Genomic DNA, 23,491 nt, shown 5'->3' with positions numbered 1-23,491 from the left:
CTTATCTCCTGTGTATCTCTAGGTTCTCCTCTTGAATTGTAACCGCAGCTTAGGCTAAACTGTCAAGTAGGAATCCTGCATTCGGATAAAATCATGCCTTTAGTATGAGAGGAGCCTCACCCAACTATGCCCAAAATGAGATATGCGCTGCTGCAGCTTAGCGACCGGCTGGAATTTGTTGAGATGCCCGCGACGCACATGTACCAGCTCGCCGCCCTGAATCAGCGCCTGCACAAGGAGCTGGACAAGCTGACCTCAGACTCCGTGCCCGCACTGCCGGTATTCATCGCCGAGTTTGACGAGCTCGAGCTCGTGCACCCGAAGTACGCCGTTCAGCACGGACTTCAGTACATCAATGCCCTGGAGCAAGACTTTTCTTCCATCCAGGAAAAAGAATACCCCCTCGTCTCCCTGCTGACCGAGATCCGGGCGCTGCAAGCCCAGCTGGAGCAGTGGTACGAAGAGGAAGAGGAGCTGGCTTAGGCTGCGGTAGAATCCTAAGCCTGGACCTGCACCATCCTTCCCAGCCGCCCATATGATGAAGCATATGCAGCGAGATGGGAAGGGGCTGATGGGCTTGCCGCAATGGCTGTGCAACCAACTGATGCGCGCCTTTTATAACAAGAACCGCCGGCAAATCCGGTTATTGAACGATTGCTGGTTTTTTTACCGGACACGGAGGCAGGAGCCGGATTCCACGGAGTCCCAGCTTCCGCAATAACGTAAACGCCATAAAGCATAAGCCGGGAAGCAGGGCACGAACACCCCTTCCTTCCGGTTTATGCTTTATTTTATGCCGGCAGCCGGCGGCCGATACGCGTAACAATAGGACATGGTGCAATCGGCAAAAAAAGAAGATGAACGTCCCCCTAGTCGGAGGCCTGTTCTTCTCTGGTTTCTTAACGCTCTTGCTGCAGCCTTGCTACTGCGGCTTCTTCATCGTGAGCCCAACGCGGCCCTTTTTTAAATCCACGTTCAATACCCAGACCGTAACGACATCCCCGACGGATACGACATCCATCGGATGCTTCACGAACGAGTTGCTCAGCTGCGAAATATGGACAAGCCCGTCGTTCTTGATGCCGATATCCACGAACGCTCCGAAGTCGATCACGTTCCGCACCGTCCCCTGCAGCTCCATGCCCGGCGTCAGGTCCTCGATCTGCAGCACGTCCGTACGGAACACCGGCGCATCCAGCTCGTCGCGCGGATCGCGTCCCGGCCGCTGCAGCGAATCCAGGATGTCCCGCAGCGTCGGCACGCCTACGCCCAGCTTCACCGACAGCTCCTCCGGCTGCAGGTGCTGCAGCATGTCCTTCAGCTGCTGGCTGCCAAGCTGCGATAGCTCCAGCTTCAGCTCGCGGAACAGCTGGTCCACCACCGGATAGGACTCCGGATGGATCGGCGTATTGTCGAGCTGGTTCTTGCCGTCGCTGATGCGGAGGAAGCCTACGCACTGCTCGAACGCCTTGGCTCCGAGGCGGGGCACCTTTTGCAGCTGCTTGCGGTCCGTGAACTTCCCGTTCTCATCGCGGTATTTCACAATGTTCTTGGCCAGCGTGCTGTTCACGCCCGACACGTAGGAGAGCAGCGACGCCGAGGCCGTGTTGAGATCGACCCCAACATGGTTCACCGCCGATTCCACGACGAAGGTCAGGCTCTCGTCCAGCCTCTTCTGGCTCACATCGTGTTGGTACTGCCCTACGCCGATCGCCTTCGGCTCGATCTTCACGAGCTCCGCGAGCGGATCCTGAAGCCTGCGGGCGATGGAGATCGCGCTGCGCTCCGCCACGTCCAGATCCGGGAATTCTACCTGGGCCAGCTTGGAGGCCGAGTACACGCTCGCTCCCGCTTCGTTGACGATCAGGTACTGCAGCTTCCGGGTCTTGATCTCACTAATCAAGTCCGCAACGAATTGCTCCGTCTCGCGCGATGCCGTCCCGTTCCCGATCACGATCAGCTCGACGCCGTATTTGTCGATCAGCTTCTTGAACTTCTCCTTCGCCTCGGCCACCTTATTATTCGGAGGCGTAGGATACGTTACGGCGATCTCCAACATTTTGCCGGTATCGTCGACAACCGCGAGCTTACAGCCTGTCCGGTACGCCGGGTCCACGCCCAGAACGACCTTGCCCTTCACAGGGGCTTGCAGCAGCAGATTGCGCAGATTCTCCGCGAACACCTCTATCGCTTTCTCCTCCGCCTTCTCGGTCATCTCCCCGCGCACCTCGCGCTCAACCGATGGGGACAAGAGACGCTTGTACGCATCCTCAGTGACCGCCATAAGCGTCTCCCGGACCGGAGAAGGGCCTTTCAGCACCTGCTTCGCCATATAATCATGGATACGCTCCACAGGAACGTCCAGCGCGACCTTCAGCACCTCTTCCCGCTCCCCGCGGTTGATCGCAAGAATCCGGTGCGGCGGCAGCTTCCGGACCGGCTCCTGGTAAGCGTAGTACATCTCGTATACCGATTCCTGCTCCGCATTCTTGGCCTCAGTGCGCAGAATGCCTTGCTCGAACGTATGCCTGCGCACCCAGGCGCGGATTTTGGCGTCATCGGCCAGCTGCTCGGCCAGGATGTCCATTGCTCCCTGAATCGCTTCCTCCGCACCTCCGACGCCTTTGTCTCCGTTTATGTATTTCGCCGCCTCCGCCTGCAAATCGCCTTGCTTCGGCTGCTTCCAGATCCACTCCGCCAGCGGCTCCAGCCCCTTCTCCTTCGCCACGCTCGCCCGCGTCTTGCGCTTCTGGCGGTAAGGCCGGTACAGATCCTCGACCTCCTGCAGCTTCACGGCCTGCTCAATGCCCTTCCGCAGCTCGTCCGTCAGCTTGCCCTGATCGTCGATCAGCCGGATCACCTCCAGCTTCCGGTCCTCCAGGTTGCGCAAATACGACAGCCGTTCTTCAATGTCGCGCAACTGATTTTCGTCGAGCTCCCCCGTCATTTCCTTGCGGTACCGCGCGATAAAAGGAATCGTATTCCCCTCGTCCAGCAGCCCTACGGTCGTTTTGACCCGTCCTGCCGGCAGCTGCAGCTCGGAAGCAATCTGCTTCAGGATGCGCTCCTGGATCGCCGCCTTCATTTCCTCCGTTACTTCCACGACCGCCCGAACCTCGTCTGCCGGTATTTGGACGCTTTGCTCTTTTACCATTTGCCGTATCCCCTCTCTATCTCCGAACACAAAAAAACGGAGGCCCCCGGACCCCCGCTCTCGTGAACAAATTAAAACTCGATCAGTCCCACGCTAATCTGCAAAGCTTCATCGACCTTGCGCATGGTTTCCTCATCCAAGTGCGTGATTTTATCCGTTAGACGCTGCTTGTCGATCGTCCGAATTTGCTCCAGCAGGATGACTGAATCTCTGTCAAAACCGTGCGCTTCCGCCTCAATCTCCACGTGCGTCGGCAGCTTGGCCTTTTGAATCTGCGCTGTAATCGCCGCCACGATAACCGTAGGGCTGAAGCGATTGCCGATATCATTCTGAATGATCAATACAGGCCGAATGCCGCCCTGTTCCGAACCTACCACCGGTGAAAGATCCGCGAAAAAAACATCGCCACGTTTGACAATCAATCGTTACACCCCGCTAACTAGACGGTCCAGCGTATTGTCCGCTTCTTCCTCCGCCTGAAACGCTTCCGAGGCCATGTGTAGGTTAATCTTTGCCATCTCCATATACCCGCGCTGCATCGATTCCCGCAAGTGCCGTTTTTTCCGTTCGAGCAAATACAATTTCATGGCTTGACGGATAAACTCACTGCGGTTGGAATTCTCCTTCTCGACCAGAACATCCACTTCCTGCAGCAAATAATCCGGCAAACTAATCATGATTCGCTTCGTGTTCTGAGCATTGGACACCTGAACATGCACCCCCAAAAACATTACAAAACCTGTCCTGACTATGACGTCCGGACGACAATCTCACTCGGCACATCCTTGGAGGATGCCTTCAAATGACATTGCCCCGTATTTCCATTATAACAAACTTGCAGTTAAATTATACAAAATCAATATATGCACAAGGTATATCAATTATGTTATACCTGACGATCACAAAGTGCGCTACCCAATACATATTCGCGGTAAAAGGGGAAAATCCTCTCAAGCCCGCGAAAAATTTCAGTGGAAATTGCCCCCAGTCACCGGATCCTCCGGCTCCCACCGGTGGCGAAGCAGCGGATTCAGGGTATATACCACTTCCCCATTCCTCACGTAAACGCGCGGAACCCGGTGCGAGATCATGCAGATGATCTCGTAATTGATCGTACCGATCCATGCGGCATGCTCCTCCGCCGTAATCCGCTCCTGACCCTGGCTGCCCAGAATGACAACCTCTTCTTCATTAGAGATATCGGCAAGTCCGCTCACATTCAACATACATTGGTCCATGCAAATTCGGCCAACAACCGGAACCCGAACGCCGCGGATGAGCATCTGCGCCTTCCCCGTCATCAGCCGGGAGAAGCCGTCCGCATAGCCGATGGGAAGCGTGGCGATCATTTCCTCGCGCTCCGGCCGGTAAATCGCCCCGTAGCTGACGCCCTCGCCGGCCGGGACCTTTTTGACCATAGCAATCCCCGACTTGATGCTCAGCACCGGCTGCAGCTCAACCCGCTGCTTGTTGACCTCCTCCGACGGATAAAGACCGTACATGCTGATGCCGAGCCGCACCATATTGAAGCTTAAGCCTGGCGTATCGATCGCTGCCGCGCTGTTGCCGGCATGCACGAACGGAAACTCCACTCCGCGCCCGCGGAAATGCTCCACGACCCGCGCAAATCTCGCGTACTGCTGAAAGGTGTACGTTTTGTCCGTCTCGTCCGCGCAAGCATAATGTGTGAACAATCCTTCGACGTGCAGCCCCGGCATAGCCATCGCCCGCTCGATAAAAGCAATGGCTTCCGCCTCCGAATTCAAACCGATCCGGTTCATCCCGGAATCGATCTTCACATGAAGCTTCAGAGGCTGCTCCTTCAGACCGAGCTTCTCCCAAGCGTCCAGAAGTTCATGCGTATATATATTTAGCGTCACATCGTGCTTCCAGGCCGTCTCCAGCCCTTCGGGCGGCGTGAAGCCCAGCACCAGGATCGGTGCCGTAATGCCCGCCTGCCGAAGCTCCAGCGCTTCATCCAGGAACGCAACCGCAATGTAATCGATCCCGTATTGCAGCGCCTCCCGGCAAACCTGAACCGCACCGTGACCGTACGCGTCCGCTTTGACCACCGCCATCATATGCACATCCTCCGGCAGCACCCGCCGAAACTCCTCCAGGTTGTGCCGCAGCGCATCCAACGATATTTCCACCCTAGTAGGCCGGTAAAACGAATCCACAAGCTCCACCTTCTCTTACCCTAATAAAATCAAGGGGAAGCTCCCTGACGGCTTCTCCAGCCGAAGGAAAGCTTCCCAGCCTTCGCTCAATAAAACCATGTTAATCCGTTCCCCCGGCACTGTCAATGATAAAACCGTGACAAAAGGCTGTAAGGAAACTGTTACCACAAGTGTCTGGTACGCGTTCCTTTCCCTTTACCCGAATCTTCTATTCTTGAATCAGCCAATCAGGTATAATGGAAGATGCACCGACAAATCCGACAAGAAAGGAGATGAATCTATGAGCGACGACATTTTGCATCAAATCCTCGGCGAGATACGCGGAATGAAGCAGGATTTGACTGAAGTCAAGACCGGTTTGGCGGAAGTGAAGGATGAGGTAAAGTGTACTAACAAGCGTTTGGACTCTTTGGAGACTGAGTTCAAACAATTTAAATCCGAAGTCCGCGCCGAGTTCCAGGTCCTCAAAGCGGGCCAACAAGGCATTCGCAATGAAATCAGTGACCGATTTGACGAGGTTAAGCGAGAGCTTACTCGCCATGACCATGCTATCGCCATCCTAAACAATCGCCTGTTAAACAATGAGGTTGAAGTCAAGAGCTTAAAAGACAAATAACCATCACTGTTAAAATAGATTAGCTCCCCACAATTAGTCCGAGGTCAAACCTGACACCACACCGGACAACCCGGGGCCCTTTTCTCCTCTCTTAGAACAAAACCCCGTAACTCATCAGCTGCGAGGCCTTGTTCCCTTTTGAACCAGGATTTACTTTTCTTTTACTAATCTTATGCGGTCATTATTTCCCCATTTCCCCCTGTACTGCCTGCGCTACCTTGATCATTTCCGTCATCGGAAGATCCCCGGTAGAGAGACGGAATTCGACCCCATCATAAGTCCATGTCAGCGTCTTCTTAGCATCCCCTGTAACCACCGCAAGCGTAAAGCCCAGATCTACGATATCTCCAGGCAGAATGGATACCGTCTGCGTTACCGGACGAGATTCCACCAACGTGTAGTTGTACTTTCCGGAGTAACGAATCATGACCGCCTTATCGTCCCCGAGCGGAATCTCGCTGGAGTCCTGCTTCTTCACGCCCGTCGGCGCGTACCGCGGCTCGATCATACCGAACGACTGCTGTTTTGCAGCGCTGCTGCTTGTCGTGTTCGAGCTTCCTGCTGCCGTACCGCCTGCTGCAGACGTGCCATTCGTGCCGGACGTTTTACCGTTTGTTCCATTGGCCCCATTCGTACCTGCGGCTCCGTTAGCCCCCGCTCCCGTCGCGGCTCCATTGGTACTTGCACCTGTCGTTGCCCCATTAGCGGCTCCAGCAGCTGCACCATTCGTACCCGTAGCGCCGCTTCCTGCACTCCCCGCTGCCTTCGCGCTGTCCGCCTTCGTGCCTGCAGCCGCTCCGGATGCCCCGTTTGCTGCGCCCGCTGCTCCATTCGATACCGTCCCTGAAGCACCTGCCGCTCCATTGGTTCCTGCTGCTCCCGCTCCGTTTGTCCCGGCGGCTCCATTCGCTCCTCCATTAGATCCTACAGCCCCATTGGCACCGGATGCTCCGGTCGCACCACTGCCTACACCTGCATTTGCCCCCGTACCTGCTGCGGAACCGTTTGCCGCTTTTCCACTTGCGCCAGTACCTGCATTTGCTCCAGTGGTTCCTTTGTCGCTGCTGCCAGCCTTTGCTCCGGAATCGGCTGCACCTGCTTTGTCCGCCGCCTTCGCGTCTCCCTGCGTCATCGTAGGCATCATATGACTTGTATTCCAGCTGGTCATATTGCGCTGCATATCAAAATAATCCTTCTCGAACTTCGTTCCGAATTCAAATTTATCAAACTTCACAACCACCATGACATTGGCATTCGCATCCGAGACCTCCACCTGCTTCGGAGCATACGTTTTCTTGTCCAGCCATACCTTCTGCCGCGCAAGCGAGGCGTTCTGATAATTCGCCGCCACATCGAACACATACCCTTTATCATCCGTTGTAAATTGACGCTGATTATCCATCAGAATGCTTTGCACAAGCGACTGATACAAGTAGACTTGTCCTTGATTTTCCGGCCAATCGCTCTGGAAGCGGAAGCTCTTATTCAAATGAGGCGTCAGAACGAACACCCCATCGTTGTTCCGCAGCACGATTTGCGTGATGTCCTTCTTCTGATTCGTCAGCGCAATCCGGTAAAACGCCGGCGCTTCAAAACAAACCTCCACCTGATACTCCTGCGGCTCCTGCCCCGTCTTAAGTATCATTTGACCGGTCCCGTGATAGCTCTGCAGCCTTCCGATGACCCCATCCAAATCCTTAACCACCGAGCCCGCATTCTTCTTCCCTATCCCGCAACCGGCCAACACCAGCGTCAGGCACAGCATCACCGTCACTGTCCACTTCCACCGCCGCATAGCTTCATCCCCTCCACGACATGATCAAGATTGAACTGATAACATGTCTATGTAGGGACTTGGCCGATTATGCAGACAAGGTTTGGGGAGCAAATAAAAACTCCTATAACCGGTTAGTCATAGGAGTTGGGGAGAATTGGCCTCTTGTGAAGAATGTTCAATCAAGTATTTCACAATGGAATCAGCACATTCTTCTATGGAATAAATATTTGTTTGAACTACAATGTCCGGGTTTACAGGGGGCTCATAGGGGGAAGATACACCTGTAAAGTCTTTAATTTCCCCCTTTCTAGCTTTCTTGTAAAGACCCTTTGGGTCCCTTTTCTCACATACCGTAAGCGGACAGCTAACGTACACTTCTATAAAATCTTTATCCCCGAATATTTCCTTCACCATTTGCCGGTCACGTTGGAAGGGAGATATAAATGCAGACAGTGCATACAAACCCGCATCGACAAACAGCTTGGCCACTTCTCCGACCCTTCTTAAGTTTTCGCGGCGGTCGTCAGGACTAAATCCAAGATTTTTATTCAACCCGTGCCTCAGATTATCCCCATCTAAAATATAAGAACGTATTCCTAGGTCAAACAGTTTCTTCTCCATTGCACTTGCTAAAGATGATTTCCCTGAACCCGAAAGTCCGGTAAACCAAATTACGCCACTCCCATGGCCATTTAAGACTTTGCGCTCCATAGGAGTTACAACTCCATGATGCCATATAATATGGTCCGTTTTCGTCTCCATCCAGTTCACCTTTCTTTTTTCTTTAATTGTTACTTGCTTAAATAATATATTATCGTTTAAATGTTAAGAAAAATTTACTTTTCGCCGTATTACTGTATATTAGCAATAATATCTTCTTCATAAAGTTTATTATTTTGACAAATATTGAACGTATAGTTTATGTTAATGCTTTTAAAATATAATATAAAAATAATTTGAAATTGGAGACTGCAAAAATAATGATTTCATTAATGGGTTTAAAAGAGAAGTTCCCCGAAAACAAATCTCGATTACTTATTAGTTGCCCAAAAGATCCAAAAAAAGATGGGGGACTGTTTGTACTCGACTTTGACTTAAATAATATAAGTAGAATTTTCACAGGCGATTGTCGAGGCATAGCACCAAATAAAGATGGTTTTTTTGTTGGTACTAACTCACATGGAGTACTTCAATTAGATAAAGAGCTTAATATCATGAAACAACACAATGTACCGCAGTTGGATATCCATGGATTAAGAATGGATGAAGACGGTCTCCTCTATATAGTTGAAACTAAGCATAATTCTATTGGTATATATCAAACCAATCCTTTTAAACGTATAGATGAACTTAAAATTTCAAATTCGGAAACGGATGAACACCATATCAATGATATTTGGATTGAAGATGGAAAAATTTACGTATCCATGTTCTCGTTTAAGGGAGGATGGAAACAAATTGATGGTAATTATGACGGGGTTATTGCGCGGTATAATCTAGAAGATAAAGAAATGGAGGGGATACTGCTCAATGATTTACAACTTCCCCATTCCGTTATGAAAATAAACAATGAATTATTTGTTTGTGAATCGTTAAATATGAATTTAATGAGAGAAAATAAAATCGTAGCTCAATTTAATGGCTTTACTAGAGGATTGGCTTATGATAGTCTTCATCTTTATATTGGACAAAGCGAAATGAGACATCTGAATAGAATATTGTCTAAAAACACAAACGTTTCACAAGACTGTGGTATTTATGTTTTTAACATAGAAACCAAAACAAACCGATTTATTCATATTCCTGCTAATCAAATTTATGAAATTTATAATTTATCGCAGGAAACAAAACAATATCCTTCTTCAATTAATTTGGGTGACCCAGGGGCAGATACTTTTTTACTGTTTAATGAATGGCACGAACATGAACAGACGCATAGATGGACAAAAACAAACCAAACAACCATAATTTTAGAAACCGATAATATGGTCAATACATTAATTATAGATGCTTTTAGCGGTTACCCATATGAATTAAATTTATCTCTATTTTTTAATGGCAAGCAAATCTTAATTACAACATTTAAAGGAAATGAATCCAAATATTTCGAGATCCCTTTAGATAATTTCAAGGGTAAAGCCGAGATTACTTTAAAAACAAACCTTCTATGGTCTCCTTCTGAATCACTTGGTACAAACGACGATAGATTTTTAGGAATTGCAATTAGGAAGATCGCATTTTCTTAGTTACTTACCATAAAATTGCTTCAATCTTTTTTAAAGCAAGGGGCAGAAAAAGTCCTGCCCCTCAATCAATTCTGCCATTTGCATTAGAGCTCGAGAAAGAAAGGGATAAATACGATTATAACCAATTCGATAATCAATATTTTTAAAAATTAATTCATCATTGCTTCTGAAACCTCTTTCCCCAACTTAACACTAAAATTCATTCCTCTATCATTTGGATATATCTGTGAAGTGTTTGCCAGATATAATCCTTTGTAAGGTGTTTTGTATTGTGGTTTAAATTTTGAATACTGCATAGGCCATATTGGCTGAGCATAGCGATCCCTTGAAACGATAAAATCTTCTATCATTTCTTCTTTGAAATGAGGATGAATTTTCTTTAAATGTCTTATATATTCCTTTAATATTTCTTCATCTTTCATTGTTAATAACTTATCGTCAACACTCAAATACTTGGAAAAATATAGAAGTGTTTTGCCATCGTAATTTTCTGAGGAAATAAAATTTGTATGTTCGATTAAACCACCATACGGTATCTCATTATCACTTATGTTTAACCAATAAATGTCGCTCAATTTTTTATTTATTACCATAAGAGAAACAAGTGCACAATCATATTTGATTTTTTCCAATGGTGTTTTATATTCTAAAGAAGCATTCTTTATTAAGTTTACAAACACCGGTAAAGCAGCTGTACATAATACAAAGTCATATTTTTTATATTCGTTGTTTACGATTAATCCTTCACAAATATTATCTTTTATAACTATTTCTTGTACATCCGAGTTTAAATTAATGCTAGCTCCTTGGAACTTAATAACCTCTAACAATTTTTCATTTAATGTGTGAAAGCTACCTTCCATATAACCCAGCAGTTCTTTTTGCCCACCGTCTGATCTTGATCTAAAACGTTGAACAATTCTTTCCCAGATCCAAACTGCTGGAATTTTGTTATAATTCTCACCGAATTTTATTCTAAGCATGGGTTTCCAAATAACATCCCAAACTTGTTTTCCAACTATTTTTACCATAAATTCTTCAGTTGTCATATTTTCCATTTTATCTATATTTTTGTATTTAGAAATAAATAACGTAGATAAACCAAACCTGATCCTACTAATAAAATTCAATGGTTTAAATTTTAATAGATCGAACGGCGTTGCGAATGGATATACAGTTCCGTTTGTATAAAAACCAGTCATGGTTTCTTTCCAAATCAATTTATCTTCTAAATTTAAATCTTTAACTAAATCCAAGTAATATTTATCGTGTGTAAAGATATGATGATAGTATTTCTCAATAATTGAATCACCAATTTTCAATGTTCCAGCCAAACCACCGATATCGTTGCTTCTTTCATATATATCTACTTGAGCATTCAGGTTTTTTTGGAGATAAAATGCAGCTGACATTCCAGCAATACCGCCACCTATAACTGCAACTTCCACTTCTGAACACCTCCATTTATTTGTTCCATTGTTCTTTTTAAACCATCTTCAAGTGGTATGTTGGGTTTCCATTCTGTAAGCTGTAACATCTTTCTATTATCACACGCGAAAGACATGATTTCGGTTTTACGATATGGGATCGCTCCAATATTTATTTTTGAGTCAGTTTTTGTTAGTTTAGATATTATGTCAATTACGTCAATTAGCTTATATTGTTTACCAGAAGAAATATTAATGATCTCACCTGCAAGTGATCTTTTCTTACTTATCTCAACTAATCCCCTAACGAGATCATCAATGTATATAAAATCCCTAGTTTGTTCGCCAGGAGACATATCAAAATCTGATCCAGACATCATGTTTTTTATTGCTTGATTTATGAAAAAACGATCCTTTTGTCCAGGTCCATAGATCAGCGAGGGCCTAACGGTTACAACTGGTATATGGAAAATATTGTAAAACATCTTGCATAATGATGTAACCGCAGCCTTTGTCCCTGAGTATAAAGAGATTGGGCTAGAATATTTATCTTCTGTAAATGGTTGGTCAATAAACCCATATTCCTCACATGTACCTATATTGATCAAACTATCAATCTGTAAATTATGACTTCCAATGATCGACAAAAGATTTGTTGTACCTAATATATTAGTCGATATCATTGCATCTAAATCAGCCAAATCTCTACTTGGGTTAATATTTGCGGCCAAATGAAAAATAACATCAGGCTTAATGTTTAATAGTATTTTTTCAAGCTTTGGTTTATCTGTAATATCACACTCAATATCGCTTGTACTGTTTACGTTAGCTAACGTTCTACTAATTCTATAAACGTTTTTGCATCCTAATTCTTCAACTAAATAAGTATAGAGATTTACGCCAACGAAACCTGATGCACCTGTAATTAATATATTTTTATTCTTGTAATTTTCCATAATTCCCCTTAAGAGATAGGAGACCTAAACATTAGTTTAAGCCTCCCTAAATATTTATTATTTAGAAAATGTCCATGCAATATTTCTTTCTACAGCACAACTCGTGTAAGAATTGATTTGTTTTTTACATAGTTGATATACATTTTCATTAGTATATTCTTTATACCAATCGCAAGTTAGTTTAATACATTTTTCTACACTCATCGAAGGCTTCCAGTTTAAAATAAAATGAGCTTTACTACAATCTAGGTTTAGAAGTCTTGCTTCATGTGGTTGGTTTGGAGATGAAACATCTTCCCATTCACCAGCCGGAAAATTTTCAAGAATCTTTGTTACCACTTCTTTTACTGAAATAATAGCGTCATTGGTTGGCCCAAAGTTCCAATTACCTATATATTTCTTAGGATCATTTGTTAATTGAGCTCCTAACCATAGATAACCGCTTAAAGGTTCCAGAACATGTTGCCATGGTCGAACCGAGTAAGGACTTCTCACCTGGATCGCTGTCTTCTTCTCAATTGATCTTATGCAATCAGGAATGATCCTATCCTTTGACCAATCTCCTCCACCTATAACATTACCTGCACGAACTGATACAACTGCTTTTTGGTGGGAATCATAATTTTCCGGATTAAAGAATGAATTAATGTATGCATTAACGACTAATTCTGAACATCCTTTTGAGGCACTGTATGGATCGTATCCACCCATAGCATCCGTTTCTTTATAACCCCAAATCCATTCTTTGTTATCGTAACATTTATCACTTGTTATATTAACAACAATTTTAACTGATTTACTCTTTCTCACGCATTCAAGAACATTTACCGTACCCATTACATTATCCTCAAAGGTCTCCCTAGGAGATTCGTAGGATAATCGGACTAACGGTTGCGCAGCTAAATGAAACACGATTTCAGGTTTATACTGTTGAAATACAGATTCTAGTTTTGCTAAATCTTTTATATCACCGCGAATATCGACCATTTCATTTTGAAGACCAGCCAAAACATAATTATCTTTCTCTGTATAGGGATCAAGTGCATACCCAACTACATTTGCACCTAGTTCTTTTAGCCATATTGCTAGCCATGAACCTTTAAATCCAGTATGCCCTGTAATAAGAACTTTTTTATTTCTGTAGAAATCATTAAAATACATCTGCAGTCACCTTATTTCCCCACTTTTTCCAAGGAGCTTTCTTCTCCTGCCATAATTTCTCAAGAAGTTGCATATCTCTTACAGTATCCATACATTGCCAGAAATCATCATGTTGGTACATCATTAATTCGCCATCAATTGCCAATTGTTCAAGAGGTTCTCTCTCAAAAATACAATTTTCGGCTTCTGTTACATAATTAAATACTTCTTTATTAAAAATAAAGAATCCACCATTTATTCTTCCTTCAGAAGTTTGTGGCTTTTCACTAAAACTTCTAACCAAATCGCCTTCAACCAACAATTCACCGAATCTAGAAGGTGGGCGAACTCCAGTAACAGTTCCAATTTTACCATGGGAAAGATGGAAGTCTAATAATCTGTTAATATCCACATTACAAACTCCATCGCCATACGTAAGCATGAAGATATCCGATTGAATATATTTTTGTATTTGCTTAATTCTTGAACCTGTCATAGCTTCTTCTCCGGTATTAGCCAGAGTTACTTTCCAACTATTTTCATCGTGTGAATTATGTAAGCTTATGTTATCTTTTTTCCCCAGATCTACTGTAAAATCGCTATTCATACATTCATAATTTAAAAAGAATTCTTTTATAACATGTCCTTTAAAACCTAAACAAATAACAAAATTATTAAAACCATGGTGAGAATAGCCTTTCATGATATGCCACATGATAGGTTTCTCTCCGATTCTAACCATGGGTTTAGGTATTGTTTCAGTCATTTCCTTAATTCTTGTACCTTTACCTCCACATAATAAAACAACTGGAATATCTCTATAATTCATTTTTATCCTCCTCTGTAGTTGCTGCTACCTCATGTATATGATTAATTTTTGGTTGCTTTGTAATTAATTCTCTAACAATATATCTAGGTCTTCCCTTTACTTCATTAAATATTCTTGCAATATATTCTCCAATAATACTAAGTGACAATAATTGAATAGCTCCTAAAAATAAAATTAATACAATTATTGTAGAAAAACCATACGGTGTCTCAGGATAAACAAAATGAAGTACGATATAATATATAATCCCTAATAGCGAAACCAATGTAAGGATTAGGGATAGTGTAGATATCCATTCTAGGGGCTTATACGAAAAATTATATATACCCATCTTTGCCCACTTAAAATTTGCAAAAAAAGGTATGCTAGTTTTCCCTAAATGTCTATCATCTCTTATGTACTCTACACCTATTTGCTTATATCCCACCCAAGACCTTATTCCTCTAAAGAATATTTCATTTTCCTTTAATTTCTTGATTTCATCGATAACTACTCTATCAATAAGCCCAAAGTCACCAGCATCTAAAGGCATTTCTATATATGACATTTTCTTAAATACTCTATAAAACAACTTATATCCAAATCGTCTTAGTATTGATCCTTTTCTTTTAGTTCTTACACCATAAACAACCTCAAACCCCTCTTCCCATTTTTTGATGAACTCGAGGATTAACTCAGGAGGGTCTTGAATGTCACCATCAATGATGACAACAGCATCGCCATTTGCATGATGTATTCCTGCCATAGTGCTGGGTTGTGAACTACCAAAGTTCCGAGCCATCGTAATACCCATAACTCTTGAGTCGAGCTCATTTAACTTTCTAATTTCTTGTACGGTATTATCTTTACTACAATTATCAACATATAGGATTTCAAAATCATAGTTACATTTTTGAAAAGTATTATAAATTCTTTCATACATGGGCCTAATATTTAATTCTTCATTATATACAGGCACAACAACCGAAACAATCCCTTTTGACATTTTTATGCTTCTCTCCCATTTTCAACTTCACTCATCTTAGTTAATTGAGTTATAGAGATACCCTCTTTAAGTAAGAATAAGAATCCTATTATTGTAATAGGCAAGTATTGAAATACCCTTAAAACAAGAGCGTAACTAAGGGAAATTTCCTTTGTTATGCCAAATACACTTAATGCTTTTGTAATAAAATATTCAAAAGTACCAACATACCCAGGGGAAGAAGGGATCATTATGCCTAGATTAACAACAACTAAAGTAAAGAACGCTAAATAAATTGCTCCATTAAAATCAAAAGCCTTTGCTAGTGCATAAAATAAGCAAGCTTCCATAGACCATATTACTATAGAATAAACAGCTATTGGAACAAAATTTTTTTTGTTTTTTATAATATCAAAGCCATCAATAAATTTTTCAATGATTCCTTTAATGCTTTTGTTGTAATTACTAGGAAGATACTTTGTAAACAAGTTGATAAAAGCTATTGTTCTTTCTTTAAATAACACCAAACAAAAGATGAATCCTAGGGCACAAAAAAAGAATAAAGTTGTAACTAATCCAATTTGCTTAACCCAATTTGGGAAAGGATATACAATAGCAGTTACTCCTAAAAACAAGAGCAATGTGATTCCGTCGTATATTCTTTCTAAGATTACAGTTGAAAAAACTGCAGTAGCACTAATTTTTTCTTTCTTCCCCATTAAATAAGCTCTTACGAATTCTCCAATTCTAAGCGGCAATAGATTATTAGCCATATAGCTTATACAAATAACTGGAAATAAATTGTTAACTCTCACCTTCTTTATGTTTTTTAGAATAATCGCCCATCTCATACTTCTAACCCAATAACTAAGAATTTGAATAATAACTGCTGGAATTAATATTAAATAATTTAAACTAATAATGACTTTCCAAACATCGACAAAATTAATTCCCTTTACTACGAAATAGACCAATATAATGCTAACCAATATCCCAACAAATAATTGAATTTTTTTCACTTTTTAGTTCCTCGTTTATTAATTTTTTGTGGAGTATTGGAAATTAACCAAACTAAATCCAAAAACTCTTGGATCACCTTCAACTTTTACTACATCACCTAAATACTTAAAGATTATATTTCCCTCTCCTGAATCGAGAGGAATGTCAATATTATATGAATTAGTTTGACTAGCTGATATTTTTATTTTTTGAACAAGATTATTATTATATAGTAATTCAATTTCTTTATCTTCTTTTATATTAGGTGGGAGTCCAATTGAAAAAGATAAGTTTAATGTTTTAATTGTAGAATAAGGATTATATGCTTTTACATAAACATTCCCATTACTCCAATACCAGCTTTGTTTTTCATTTGTTTCTAAACCATGTACACCTGATACGATATCTAAGTATATGCTTTTCCCCAAAATCTCCATATTTGCCGCGCCTGTCTGTGTATTAGGTTTATACACAAGAGTTACTCCATCTTTCCGTAGTTGGGGGGTCAAATCTTTTGAATCTAGCATAGAATTAAGGTAGATGTCCTTTGACCAATCACTAACTAGAACATGGTCCCTAAGAATATATAAGACCATTTCCTTATGTTTTTCTAGATTATCAGGCATTATTATATTAATAGGTTTCTCTTCATTTTTTAGCTTTTCGTTTAATTTATAATACTCACTTATCGGGTTTTCTTTATTTCCAGTAAAATTTCTCATTTGATCAGTATTAACATAGTCGTAATAATAAGTTATAACCATACTTAGAGTTATGAAGATCAATCCGTACAAGGGAATTAATCTCTTTGTGATTGAGGATCTATTAAATGACCCATATAAGCCTAAACCAATCACAGAAGGTATAAGTACAAATAAGTATTGTACGGTTTTATATATACTCCAAGAATGACCTCTCAATTGCGTATTCCATGGGTTATGTGCTATATATGTAAAGTAAAATAAAACCAACAAAAAGGAAGAAGATAAACAAATAAGATATAGTAGTTCTTTTTTATATTTGCCCTCAGTAAATCCTTTTATTATCAAGACAACTATTAAAATTGTGAAGATTGAAAGTATAACATTTAAAAAAGGATATTTATTATAAAATGCCGCTTCATACATTATAGGATGAAGAGATAGAACTAGTTCAACATAATCCCATAACGTATAATCAATTTGCCATCCTACAACAGCAGATAATTGATGCTTTACTGATTGTATAGCTTTAACCAAGGCAATATTACTAAATATTATTGTGATAACAATTACAACACTGCTTTTCAAAAGTAAGCTTTTAACATTTTTTTGCTTAATTGAAAGATATATCAAAATAATACTCAAACTTAAGAATGCAAAAGGCACCAATTCATTATAAGTAATAATTAATACAGCTATGGATAAAGAGCTTAATAATATATTTTGTAATGAATTTGTCTTATTAGTTAAAGCTACTGTCATAAAAGTGAACACTAACATAATAACTACCATTCCATAAGACTGAGGAAAGAAACCAAATAAAGAATTCTGAATAGGAATACCAATATGGAATGAAGTAAAAATAACAATTATTATAAGAGCAGCATTAGCTAGTTTTAATACATATTTATTAAATAGCCAAATTGCAAGCACTAGCATGAATTGCCCGACAGCAAGAACTGGTACGTAAACATCTAATGAAAAATGTCTATTATAAATAGAAGCAATAAATGAAAGGAAAAACTGAGCCCCCATCCGGTAACCCATGACTTGGTACATTTTCATTTGAGTTAACCAAGGGCTATTCGCATCCGGCTGAGCTGGATCAAAATAGCTGTGTGTAAGTAAGTAATCAGAAATAGAAAGATAGGTGAAGGCGTCAACGTAAGGATTAAAAGCTTTAAATATTAGCATTGGACTTAAAACTATTATTCCAGACAAAAAAGACAAAAACAGAACTATGGCTGTATGCTTCGTTAATAACCAATTATGAAGAGTCCTATTCCGATATTCTATAATTAAAGTTATTAAGCTCAGTAAACAAGAGATACCTAATAAATAATAGCAACTTTTAACAAATGAAAACCCTGCGTAGCTTGACCAAGAAGAAAATAGAATTAACCATAAAAAGCCTAACAAAAATGCTAAAATTAATTTATTATTTTTGAAAATACTTTTGCCGAAAATGTAAGACAACCAAATTCCGGATGAAAATATAATAAATAAAATTCCAATATAATACCCTATGTTGATCATACTATTTCCCTTTCAATTTTTTGAGAGAAAAGCTCATCGAATATATTTGAATATCTATTTATTAAAATTTCATCTTCTTCTAGTAAGGAAGAATATTTGTCTGCAAAGGAATCAATATAAGTATAAAAATATCTAGCTTTATCTTTATAGACATTACTGTTGAATAGATTCCCTAAAACATCAAGGTACCTATCAGCTGTTACTTGAATATTATGTTCTTCTTTTACAAGTCTATATCCGTAATCGCCCATTTTATTTAATAAATTTTCATCTGTTAATAATTTTTCAATTGAGTTAGAAATTTCTTTTCTTTCAATATTCTCATCACCAACTGAAATTTTAATTGAACATTCATCTGGTAATTCAATAAAGGTACCCACATTACTAACTATTACTGGTTTACCAAATCCCAAAATCCTCAATAGACTTGCAGATGTTTCGCCTTGAGTAGGGTATCTTAAATTTATACAAACATCAGATAATTTAATATAATCTTTAAATTCATCAAGAGTAACAAATCCTATATACTTAACATGTGATTCCAATTTTTGTTCCCGGATCATTTTACTTACTTCATACACATTCTTTTCGTCTTCACCAACAATTAAATACAAAAAATTTTTATATTTATTCATTAATTCACTTATTGCATCTAACACTAAATGAATTCTCTTAGCTCTAGATACGAAACCAAATGATGCAAAAATCAACACATCTTGAGGTATACTGTATTTTTCTCTTAGAGATTTCTTTTCGGATTCTGTAATTAATTCTATATCTTCGGTAAACAACGGTGCTACTTGAACATATGCATCATTTTTTATTCTCAGAATTTCATTATATGCATATTGAGAATGTACAATAATTCCTTTGGAAGAATCGATTATTCTTTTATTTGCAGGATATTGTAACGTATGTTCAGTTTCCCACATAACCTTTCGCTTACCCATTTGTGATTCTCTTGCAAAATGAACTCCCTCTGGACCATAATTATATTCCATTTCATTAACATACTTATCCCAATTATTTCTTCCGACTGTTAACTGAGCTATTAAATGATGGAGCGCATAATCATGTAGTACCACAACACCCGGGTATTTAAGAGCAGTAAGATAAATATTTTCATGATATTTCGAATTATTACCAATATGATAAATTACTTCGTCGTAGCTTTGGTAAATTTCTTGGTTGAAACTATCAATTGAATGTATTTTGTAATTTGAATTAATATTCGAATCGGTAGGTTGGAAATTATCAACAAAGATGTCGATATCTAAATGATTTGAGAGAACAGGAATTAACTCCTGATTATAATCGGAAATTCCTGTTTTTTGTGGAGATAAAGGAGTGAAGATTGCTACTTTCAAGCTTTGTTCACCTCATATTTTGTCTATTCTATAACCAAGCTTTTGATTGTATGATCCCAATTGATATATTTAACTGTCTCGATTCCTTTTTTTCCGAGTTGGAATAGCTTTTCTTGATTTTCAATTAAATTATTAATATTGTCAGCAATCTCTCTAGAGTTTGGGTTACATACAAGACCATTCCCATTGTGACGAACAAATTCTAGAACTCCACCAGAATCATTTGTTGTGATTACCGGCTTCCCACTTTTAAAAGCTTCAATTGTAATGAAACCATAATCTTCATCTTTGGGTGCAAAGAAAATCATACTTGCATTAGAGTAATAATTTATTAGAGTTTCATCATTTACAAATCCTGAAAATTTAACTCTATCTTCTACACCCTCTTTTACCACTAAATCTCTTAACTTTTCCTCATGCTTTCCTTTACCTGCAATAACTAATTTATACTCTTTATTAATAAATTTTAGAGCTTGAATTAAAAGCTCCACTCTTTTTAATGGATCAAGCCGTCCAGCCGAAAAGATATATTTTTCAAAATTACCTTCTTTATAAGAGCCATCCAATTTGGTTGGTGGATATAGGACTTCACTTTCTATACCATTATACTCTTTCAAGCGATTTCTAACATTTTCTGAAATACAATAAATTTTCTTAGCTTCAGCTAAAGTCCTATTATCAATTTGTCTAATATGGTTAATTATTTTTAGATCATTACCTGTTTTTGAAAATTCAGTATATGGTGTATCAAGAAGATCATATACAGGTCTATGTTGATGGAATAACCAAACAACTTTATTAGGATGATTTATTACATAGGTAGGATATTTTGTGCAAATAACTTGATCTATTTTTTCTCCATTGCTTTCAGTTAAATCAACCATTTTCCATTGAAGAGCATTATCTATTAATTGTTCTTTAGGATACCATTTAAAAGGAACATTGATTATTTCAGATTGATAACCTCTCATATTTAGCTGGTTATTTAATTCTTCTACTAGGATTTCTGCACCGCCATAATTAAAAGGTATTTGAGCTGCGCAAATAGCAATTCTTTTTTTTCGGTTAAACAAGTTAAATACCCCCTACTTTTTCCCTATAATTGCATAGTTTTGATAGCTATATAATAAAGTATTGATTTTCTCCATGTTTTTATTAAATATTTTATTTTGCTCAATATGTTCATCAACATATTCCAATTTTACTTTATCGTCAACTGGTTTAAGATGCTTTACTTTTATATCGGTGAAACCTACCTCTTCCAGAATAAATCTTAAAGTGTAAGCATGAACTGGTTTTATATGAGTCATGTCAATAGTAAATCCAAATGCTAAATTATATAGACATTCAGGATTAGGTGTTTCCAAAATAAGAACTCCGTCCTTATTTAAGTTTTCATATGCAGTTCTTACTAGTTCCAAAATTTGACCCGGCTTAAGATGTTCAATTACATGCAAAGATATTATTGCATCAAAATTCTCATTTGTTTCCTTTAGAAATTGAATTGCATCCATATGATGTACATTTAAACCTTTATTTTTTAAATGATCAATCATATCAGAATTTAAATCTATTCCCGTTGTAACAAACCCTCTTTCTTGCATTGCACTTATTAATTCTCCTCTTCCACACCCAACATCTAATATTTTTGCACCATTAGGGATAAATGGAAGATACACTTCTACTTGCTCTTCTTTAATATTGGCCTCATTACCCCTAAATCTATCCTCGAATTCAACATAATTAATATTGAAATCTTCATCTTTTTCTTTTTCGCTATATTTATTTTCTATGGATGATAATCTTTGTTCTATACTTTCATTAATTTTATAATCTTTGAGGATCTGTCCAATGTTAAAAAACGATTGATTATATTCCTCTATTTTGTAATTTATTTTATTTTCTAAATCAATTATTTTATTATATATTTGATTTAAACTATCTAATTGATTATTATAATGATTGTTAAAAGACTTATTATCTCTATATAATTCATTTAAAGATCTTGTAATTGAAGCATTGAATTCTCTCTGCTGCAAGAACGGTTTAGTTACAAGCCAGTATAGTATTTTTCTTATAACTTTCTTTATGAAAACTAAAGAGGGACCAATAAACTTTCTATGAGAAGTAATTGGTTCACTCACAGGAATATTCCAAGTTAAGTTATTTTGACTAATTTCTCTTTCTAACTGAGTGTAATCTTGAATATGAAAATTAAATAATCTATTGTTATTATTTATTTCTTTCTTTTTATTTTGGTTAATTTTTAATTTAAATCTTTCTTTGAAATCTTTCTGAAACATAAAATCACCTGTTTTCCATAATTATGTTATTTCCCATTTGTGATCTACTCTCATCACGCCGATATCATTTCTCTCAGAAAAGAACATAAATTTTTTTGCCTTGACAATATAATCATAAGGTTCCCCCTCTTTACTATGAACAGCAACATCAAGCCAATATTCTCCTGGAAGAAACTCGCAAGAGTCAACAATAAATTTTACAATTCCATTTGTTGATATTTTGGAACAATCTATCTTATCAACATCTGTATTCGTACCATAACAACACAATCCGTCATTTCTAAATAATCCAATTCCAAAAGAAATATTTTTGTTATTAGACATAATCTCATAATTCATTTCAATTATTAAACTTTCTCCAGTACGAAAATTCCTTTTTTTCTCACCTTGTTTATTTAGTAAATTAATTTCATGAATTCTAACCTTCTTGTTTCCCCATCGATCCACTGATGCATCAATGGATAATTCACTCACAGGAAAGTCTTGATTTTCATTGATTGGGGTATTACTTAGGGTTGTTACACTAATGTCTTCTTCTTGATTCAATCGATTATTTTCTTCATCAGCTAAGTCGTTTAAATACTGTATTATCACTTCTTTAGGATGACCTTCCGCTTTTACAACACCGTTCTTAAGCCATATTGAATAATTACAAAGTTTCTCAACTATGGAATGATCATGAGTTACGATAACGATGGTTTTACCTAGACTTTTTAGTTCCGATATTCGGTTAATACATTTTTGTTGAAACGCTGAGTCTCCAACTGCTAAAACTTCGTCTATTAATAAAATATCCGGGTCAACTGAAATGGCCACAGAAAAAGCAAGTCTCATATACATACCTGATGAATAGGTCCTTATTGGTCGATAAATAAATTCACCAAGTTCCGAAAATCCTATAATGTCGTCTAACTTCTCAGTAATATCTTTTTTGCTCAATCCAAACAAAGAAGCATTCATATATATATTTTCAATACCATTAAAATCAGGATGAAATCCCGCTCCCAGCTCCAGCAAACTACATACTCTGCCCTTTATATTTATCGAACCCTCAGTTGGAAATATGATTCTGCTAAATAGCTTCAAAAGGGTGCTTTTTCCTGATCCATTTCTTCCAACTAAGCCGACTACGTCTCCCTCTTGAATTGAGACACTTACATTATCTAATGCACGAAATATTTTTTTTTCTGCTTTTTTATTGATACGTAAAATCTTATCCTTTAACGTTTTCGGTTTATCATCAATTATTCTGAAGTCTTTTGTTACATTAAATGTTTCAATAACAATCATATATGA

At 39.2% G+C, this 23,491-nt stretch carries 21 protein-coding genes; 4 read left to right on the top strand and 17 right to left on the bottom strand.

What is annotated here, in order from left to right; genetic code table 11:
- Positions 1 to 126 precede the first annotated feature (126 nt).
- Both O9H85_RS09120 and cmpA read left to right on the top strand, forming a co-directional pair.
- Entirely contained in the window at positions 127 to 483 is a 357-nt protein-coding gene (locus tag O9H85_RS09120) for a hydrolase/acyltransferase (RefSeq protein WP_269881023.1), read from the top strand.
- A 94-nt stretch (positions 484 to 577) separates the two neighbouring features.
- On the top strand, positions 578 to 721 hold the full coding sequence (gene cmpA / locus O9H85_RS09115) for a cortex morphogenetic protein CmpA (RefSeq protein ID WP_269881250.1): 144 nt from the start codon (positions 578 to 580) through the stop codon (positions 719 to 721).
- A gap of 201 nt (positions 722 to 922) precedes the next feature.
- Here cmpA and O9H85_RS09110 read toward each other — a convergent pair whose 3' ends face one another.
- From O9H85_RS09110 to alr, 4 genes are all read right to left on the bottom strand, one after another.
- Positions 923 to 3,154, bottom strand: a complete 2,232-nt coding sequence (locus tag O9H85_RS09110; protein ID WP_269881022.1) for a Tex family protein — start codon at positions 3,152 to 3,154, stop codon at positions 923 to 925.
- Between the two features lie 71 nt (positions 3,155 to 3,225).
- Positions 3,226 to 3,576: a type II toxin-antitoxin system PemK/MazF family toxin gene (locus O9H85_RS09105; protein ID WP_269881020.1), complete on the bottom strand. Its 351-nt coding sequence runs from the start codon at positions 3,574 to 3,576 to the stop codon at positions 3,226 to 3,228.
- A gap of 3 nt (positions 3,577 to 3,579) precedes the next feature.
- Complete coding sequence (locus O9H85_RS09100) at positions 3,580 to 3,861, bottom strand: CopG family ribbon-helix-helix protein (RefSeq protein ID WP_269881019.1); 282 nt, start codon at positions 3,859 to 3,861, stop codon at positions 3,580 to 3,582.
- Between the two features lie 261 nt (positions 3,862 to 4,122).
- On the bottom strand, positions 4,123 to 5,334 hold the full coding sequence (alr, locus tag O9H85_RS09095; protein ID WP_269881018.1) for an alanine racemase: 1,212 nt from the start codon (positions 5,332 to 5,334) through the stop codon (positions 4,123 to 4,125).
- Between the two features lie 280 nt (positions 5,335 to 5,614).
- Between alr and O9H85_RS09090 the strand changes: the two genes are divergently transcribed.
- Positions 5,615 to 5,950, top strand: a complete 336-nt coding sequence (locus O9H85_RS09090; RefSeq protein WP_269881017.1) for a hypothetical protein — start codon at positions 5,615 to 5,617, stop codon at positions 5,948 to 5,950.
- A gap of 181 nt (positions 5,951 to 6,131) precedes the next feature.
- Here the strand turns inward: O9H85_RS09090 and O9H85_RS09085 are convergent, their stop codons facing one another.
- Both O9H85_RS09085 and cysC read right to left on the bottom strand, forming a co-directional pair.
- Positions 6,132 to 7,745, bottom strand: a complete 1,614-nt coding sequence (locus O9H85_RS09085) for an outer membrane lipoprotein-sorting protein (protein ID WP_269881016.1) — start codon at positions 7,743 to 7,745, stop codon at positions 6,132 to 6,134.
- Positions 7,746 to 7,862: 117 nt separating this feature from the next.
- On the bottom strand, positions 7,863 to 8,489 hold the full coding sequence (gene cysC, locus O9H85_RS09080) for an adenylyl-sulfate kinase (protein WP_269881015.1): 627 nt from the start codon (positions 8,487 to 8,489) through the stop codon (positions 7,863 to 7,865).
- A 218-nt stretch (positions 8,490 to 8,707) separates the two neighbouring features.
- On the opposite strand from cysC, the gene O9H85_RS09075 reads away from it, so the two are divergent.
- Positions 8,708 to 9,973 (top strand): DUF4915 domain-containing protein, encoded by a 1,266-nt coding sequence (locus O9H85_RS09075; protein WP_269881014.1) that lies wholly within the window; start codon positions 8,708 to 8,710, stop codon positions 9,971 to 9,973.
- Positions 9,974 to 10,122: 149 nt separating this feature from the next.
- On the opposite strand, the gene O9H85_RS09070 is transcribed toward O9H85_RS09075, so the two are convergent.
- Genes O9H85_RS09070 through O9H85_RS09020 form a run of 11 tightly spaced genes read right to left on the bottom strand, consistent with a single transcriptional unit; the run spans position 10,123 to position 23,485 of the window.
- Positions 10,123 to 11,421 (bottom strand): NAD(P)/FAD-dependent oxidoreductase, encoded by a 1,299-nt coding sequence (locus O9H85_RS09070; protein WP_269881013.1) that lies wholly within the window; start codon positions 11,419 to 11,421, stop codon positions 10,123 to 10,125.
- Entirely contained in the window at positions 11,403 to 12,356 is a 954-nt protein-coding gene (locus tag O9H85_RS09065) for an NAD-dependent epimerase/dehydratase family protein (RefSeq protein WP_269881012.1), read from the bottom strand. Before O9H85_RS09065 ends, O9H85_RS09070 begins: the two co-directional genes overlap by 19 nt.
- A gap of 57 nt (positions 12,357 to 12,413) precedes the next feature.
- Positions 12,414 to 13,517, bottom strand: a complete 1,104-nt coding sequence (gene rfbG / locus O9H85_RS09060) for a CDP-glucose 4,6-dehydratase (RefSeq protein WP_269881011.1) — start codon at positions 13,515 to 13,517, stop codon at positions 12,414 to 12,416.
- Complete coding sequence (gene rfbF / locus O9H85_RS09055; RefSeq protein ID WP_409348121.1) at positions 13,507 to 14,325, bottom strand: glucose-1-phosphate cytidylyltransferase; 819 nt, start codon at positions 14,323 to 14,325, stop codon at positions 13,507 to 13,509. The genes rfbG and rfbF overlap by 11 nt, the downstream gene beginning before the upstream one ends.
- Entirely contained in the window at positions 14,315 to 15,310 is a 996-nt protein-coding gene (locus O9H85_RS09050) for a glycosyltransferase family 2 protein (protein WP_269881010.1), read from the bottom strand. The genes rfbF and O9H85_RS09050 overlap by 11 nt, the downstream gene beginning before the upstream one ends.
- A gap of 2 nt (positions 15,311 to 15,312) precedes the next feature.
- Entirely contained in the window at positions 15,313 to 16,308 is a 996-nt protein-coding gene (locus O9H85_RS09045) for a lysylphosphatidylglycerol synthase transmembrane domain-containing protein (protein WP_269881009.1), read from the bottom strand.
- Between the two features lie 18 nt (positions 16,309 to 16,326).
- Complete coding sequence (locus O9H85_RS09040; RefSeq protein ID WP_269881008.1) at positions 16,327 to 18,525, bottom strand: hypothetical protein; 2,199 nt, start codon at positions 18,523 to 18,525, stop codon at positions 16,327 to 16,329.
- Positions 18,522 to 19,892, bottom strand: coding sequence for a glycosyltransferase family 4 protein (locus O9H85_RS09035; protein WP_269881007.1), 1,371 nt, complete (start codon positions 19,890 to 19,892; stop codon positions 18,522 to 18,524). The genes O9H85_RS09040 and O9H85_RS09035 overlap by 4 nt, the downstream gene beginning before the upstream one ends.
- Positions 19,893 to 19,915: 23 nt before the next feature.
- Positions 19,916 to 20,965: a glycosyltransferase family 4 protein gene (locus tag O9H85_RS09030; protein ID WP_269881006.1), complete on the bottom strand. Its 1,050-nt coding sequence runs from the start codon at positions 20,963 to 20,965 to the stop codon at positions 19,916 to 19,918.
- A 12-nt stretch (positions 20,966 to 20,977) separates the two neighbouring features.
- Positions 20,978 to 22,195, bottom strand: a complete 1,218-nt coding sequence (locus O9H85_RS09025; protein WP_269881005.1) for a class I SAM-dependent methyltransferase — start codon at positions 22,193 to 22,195, stop codon at positions 20,978 to 20,980.
- 21 nt (positions 22,196 to 22,216) lie between these two features.
- The gene (locus tag O9H85_RS09020) at positions 22,217 to 23,485 is read right to left on the bottom strand and encodes an ABC transporter ATP-binding protein (RefSeq protein ID WP_269881004.1); all 1,269 of its coding nucleotides are present in this window, start codon (positions 23,483 to 23,485) and stop codon (positions 22,217 to 22,219) included.
- Positions 23,486 to 23,491: the final 6 nt, after the last annotated feature.

It is taken from the genome of Paenibacillus gyeongsangnamensis (assembly GCF_027533625.1).
Taxonomy (GTDB): domain Bacteria; phylum Bacillota; class Bacilli; order Paenibacillales; family NBRC-103111; genus Paenibacillus_G; species Paenibacillus_G gyeongsangnamensis.
The sequence above is the reverse complement of the archived record's forward strand: the minus strand, read 5'-3'. Positions and strand labels throughout refer to the sequence as shown.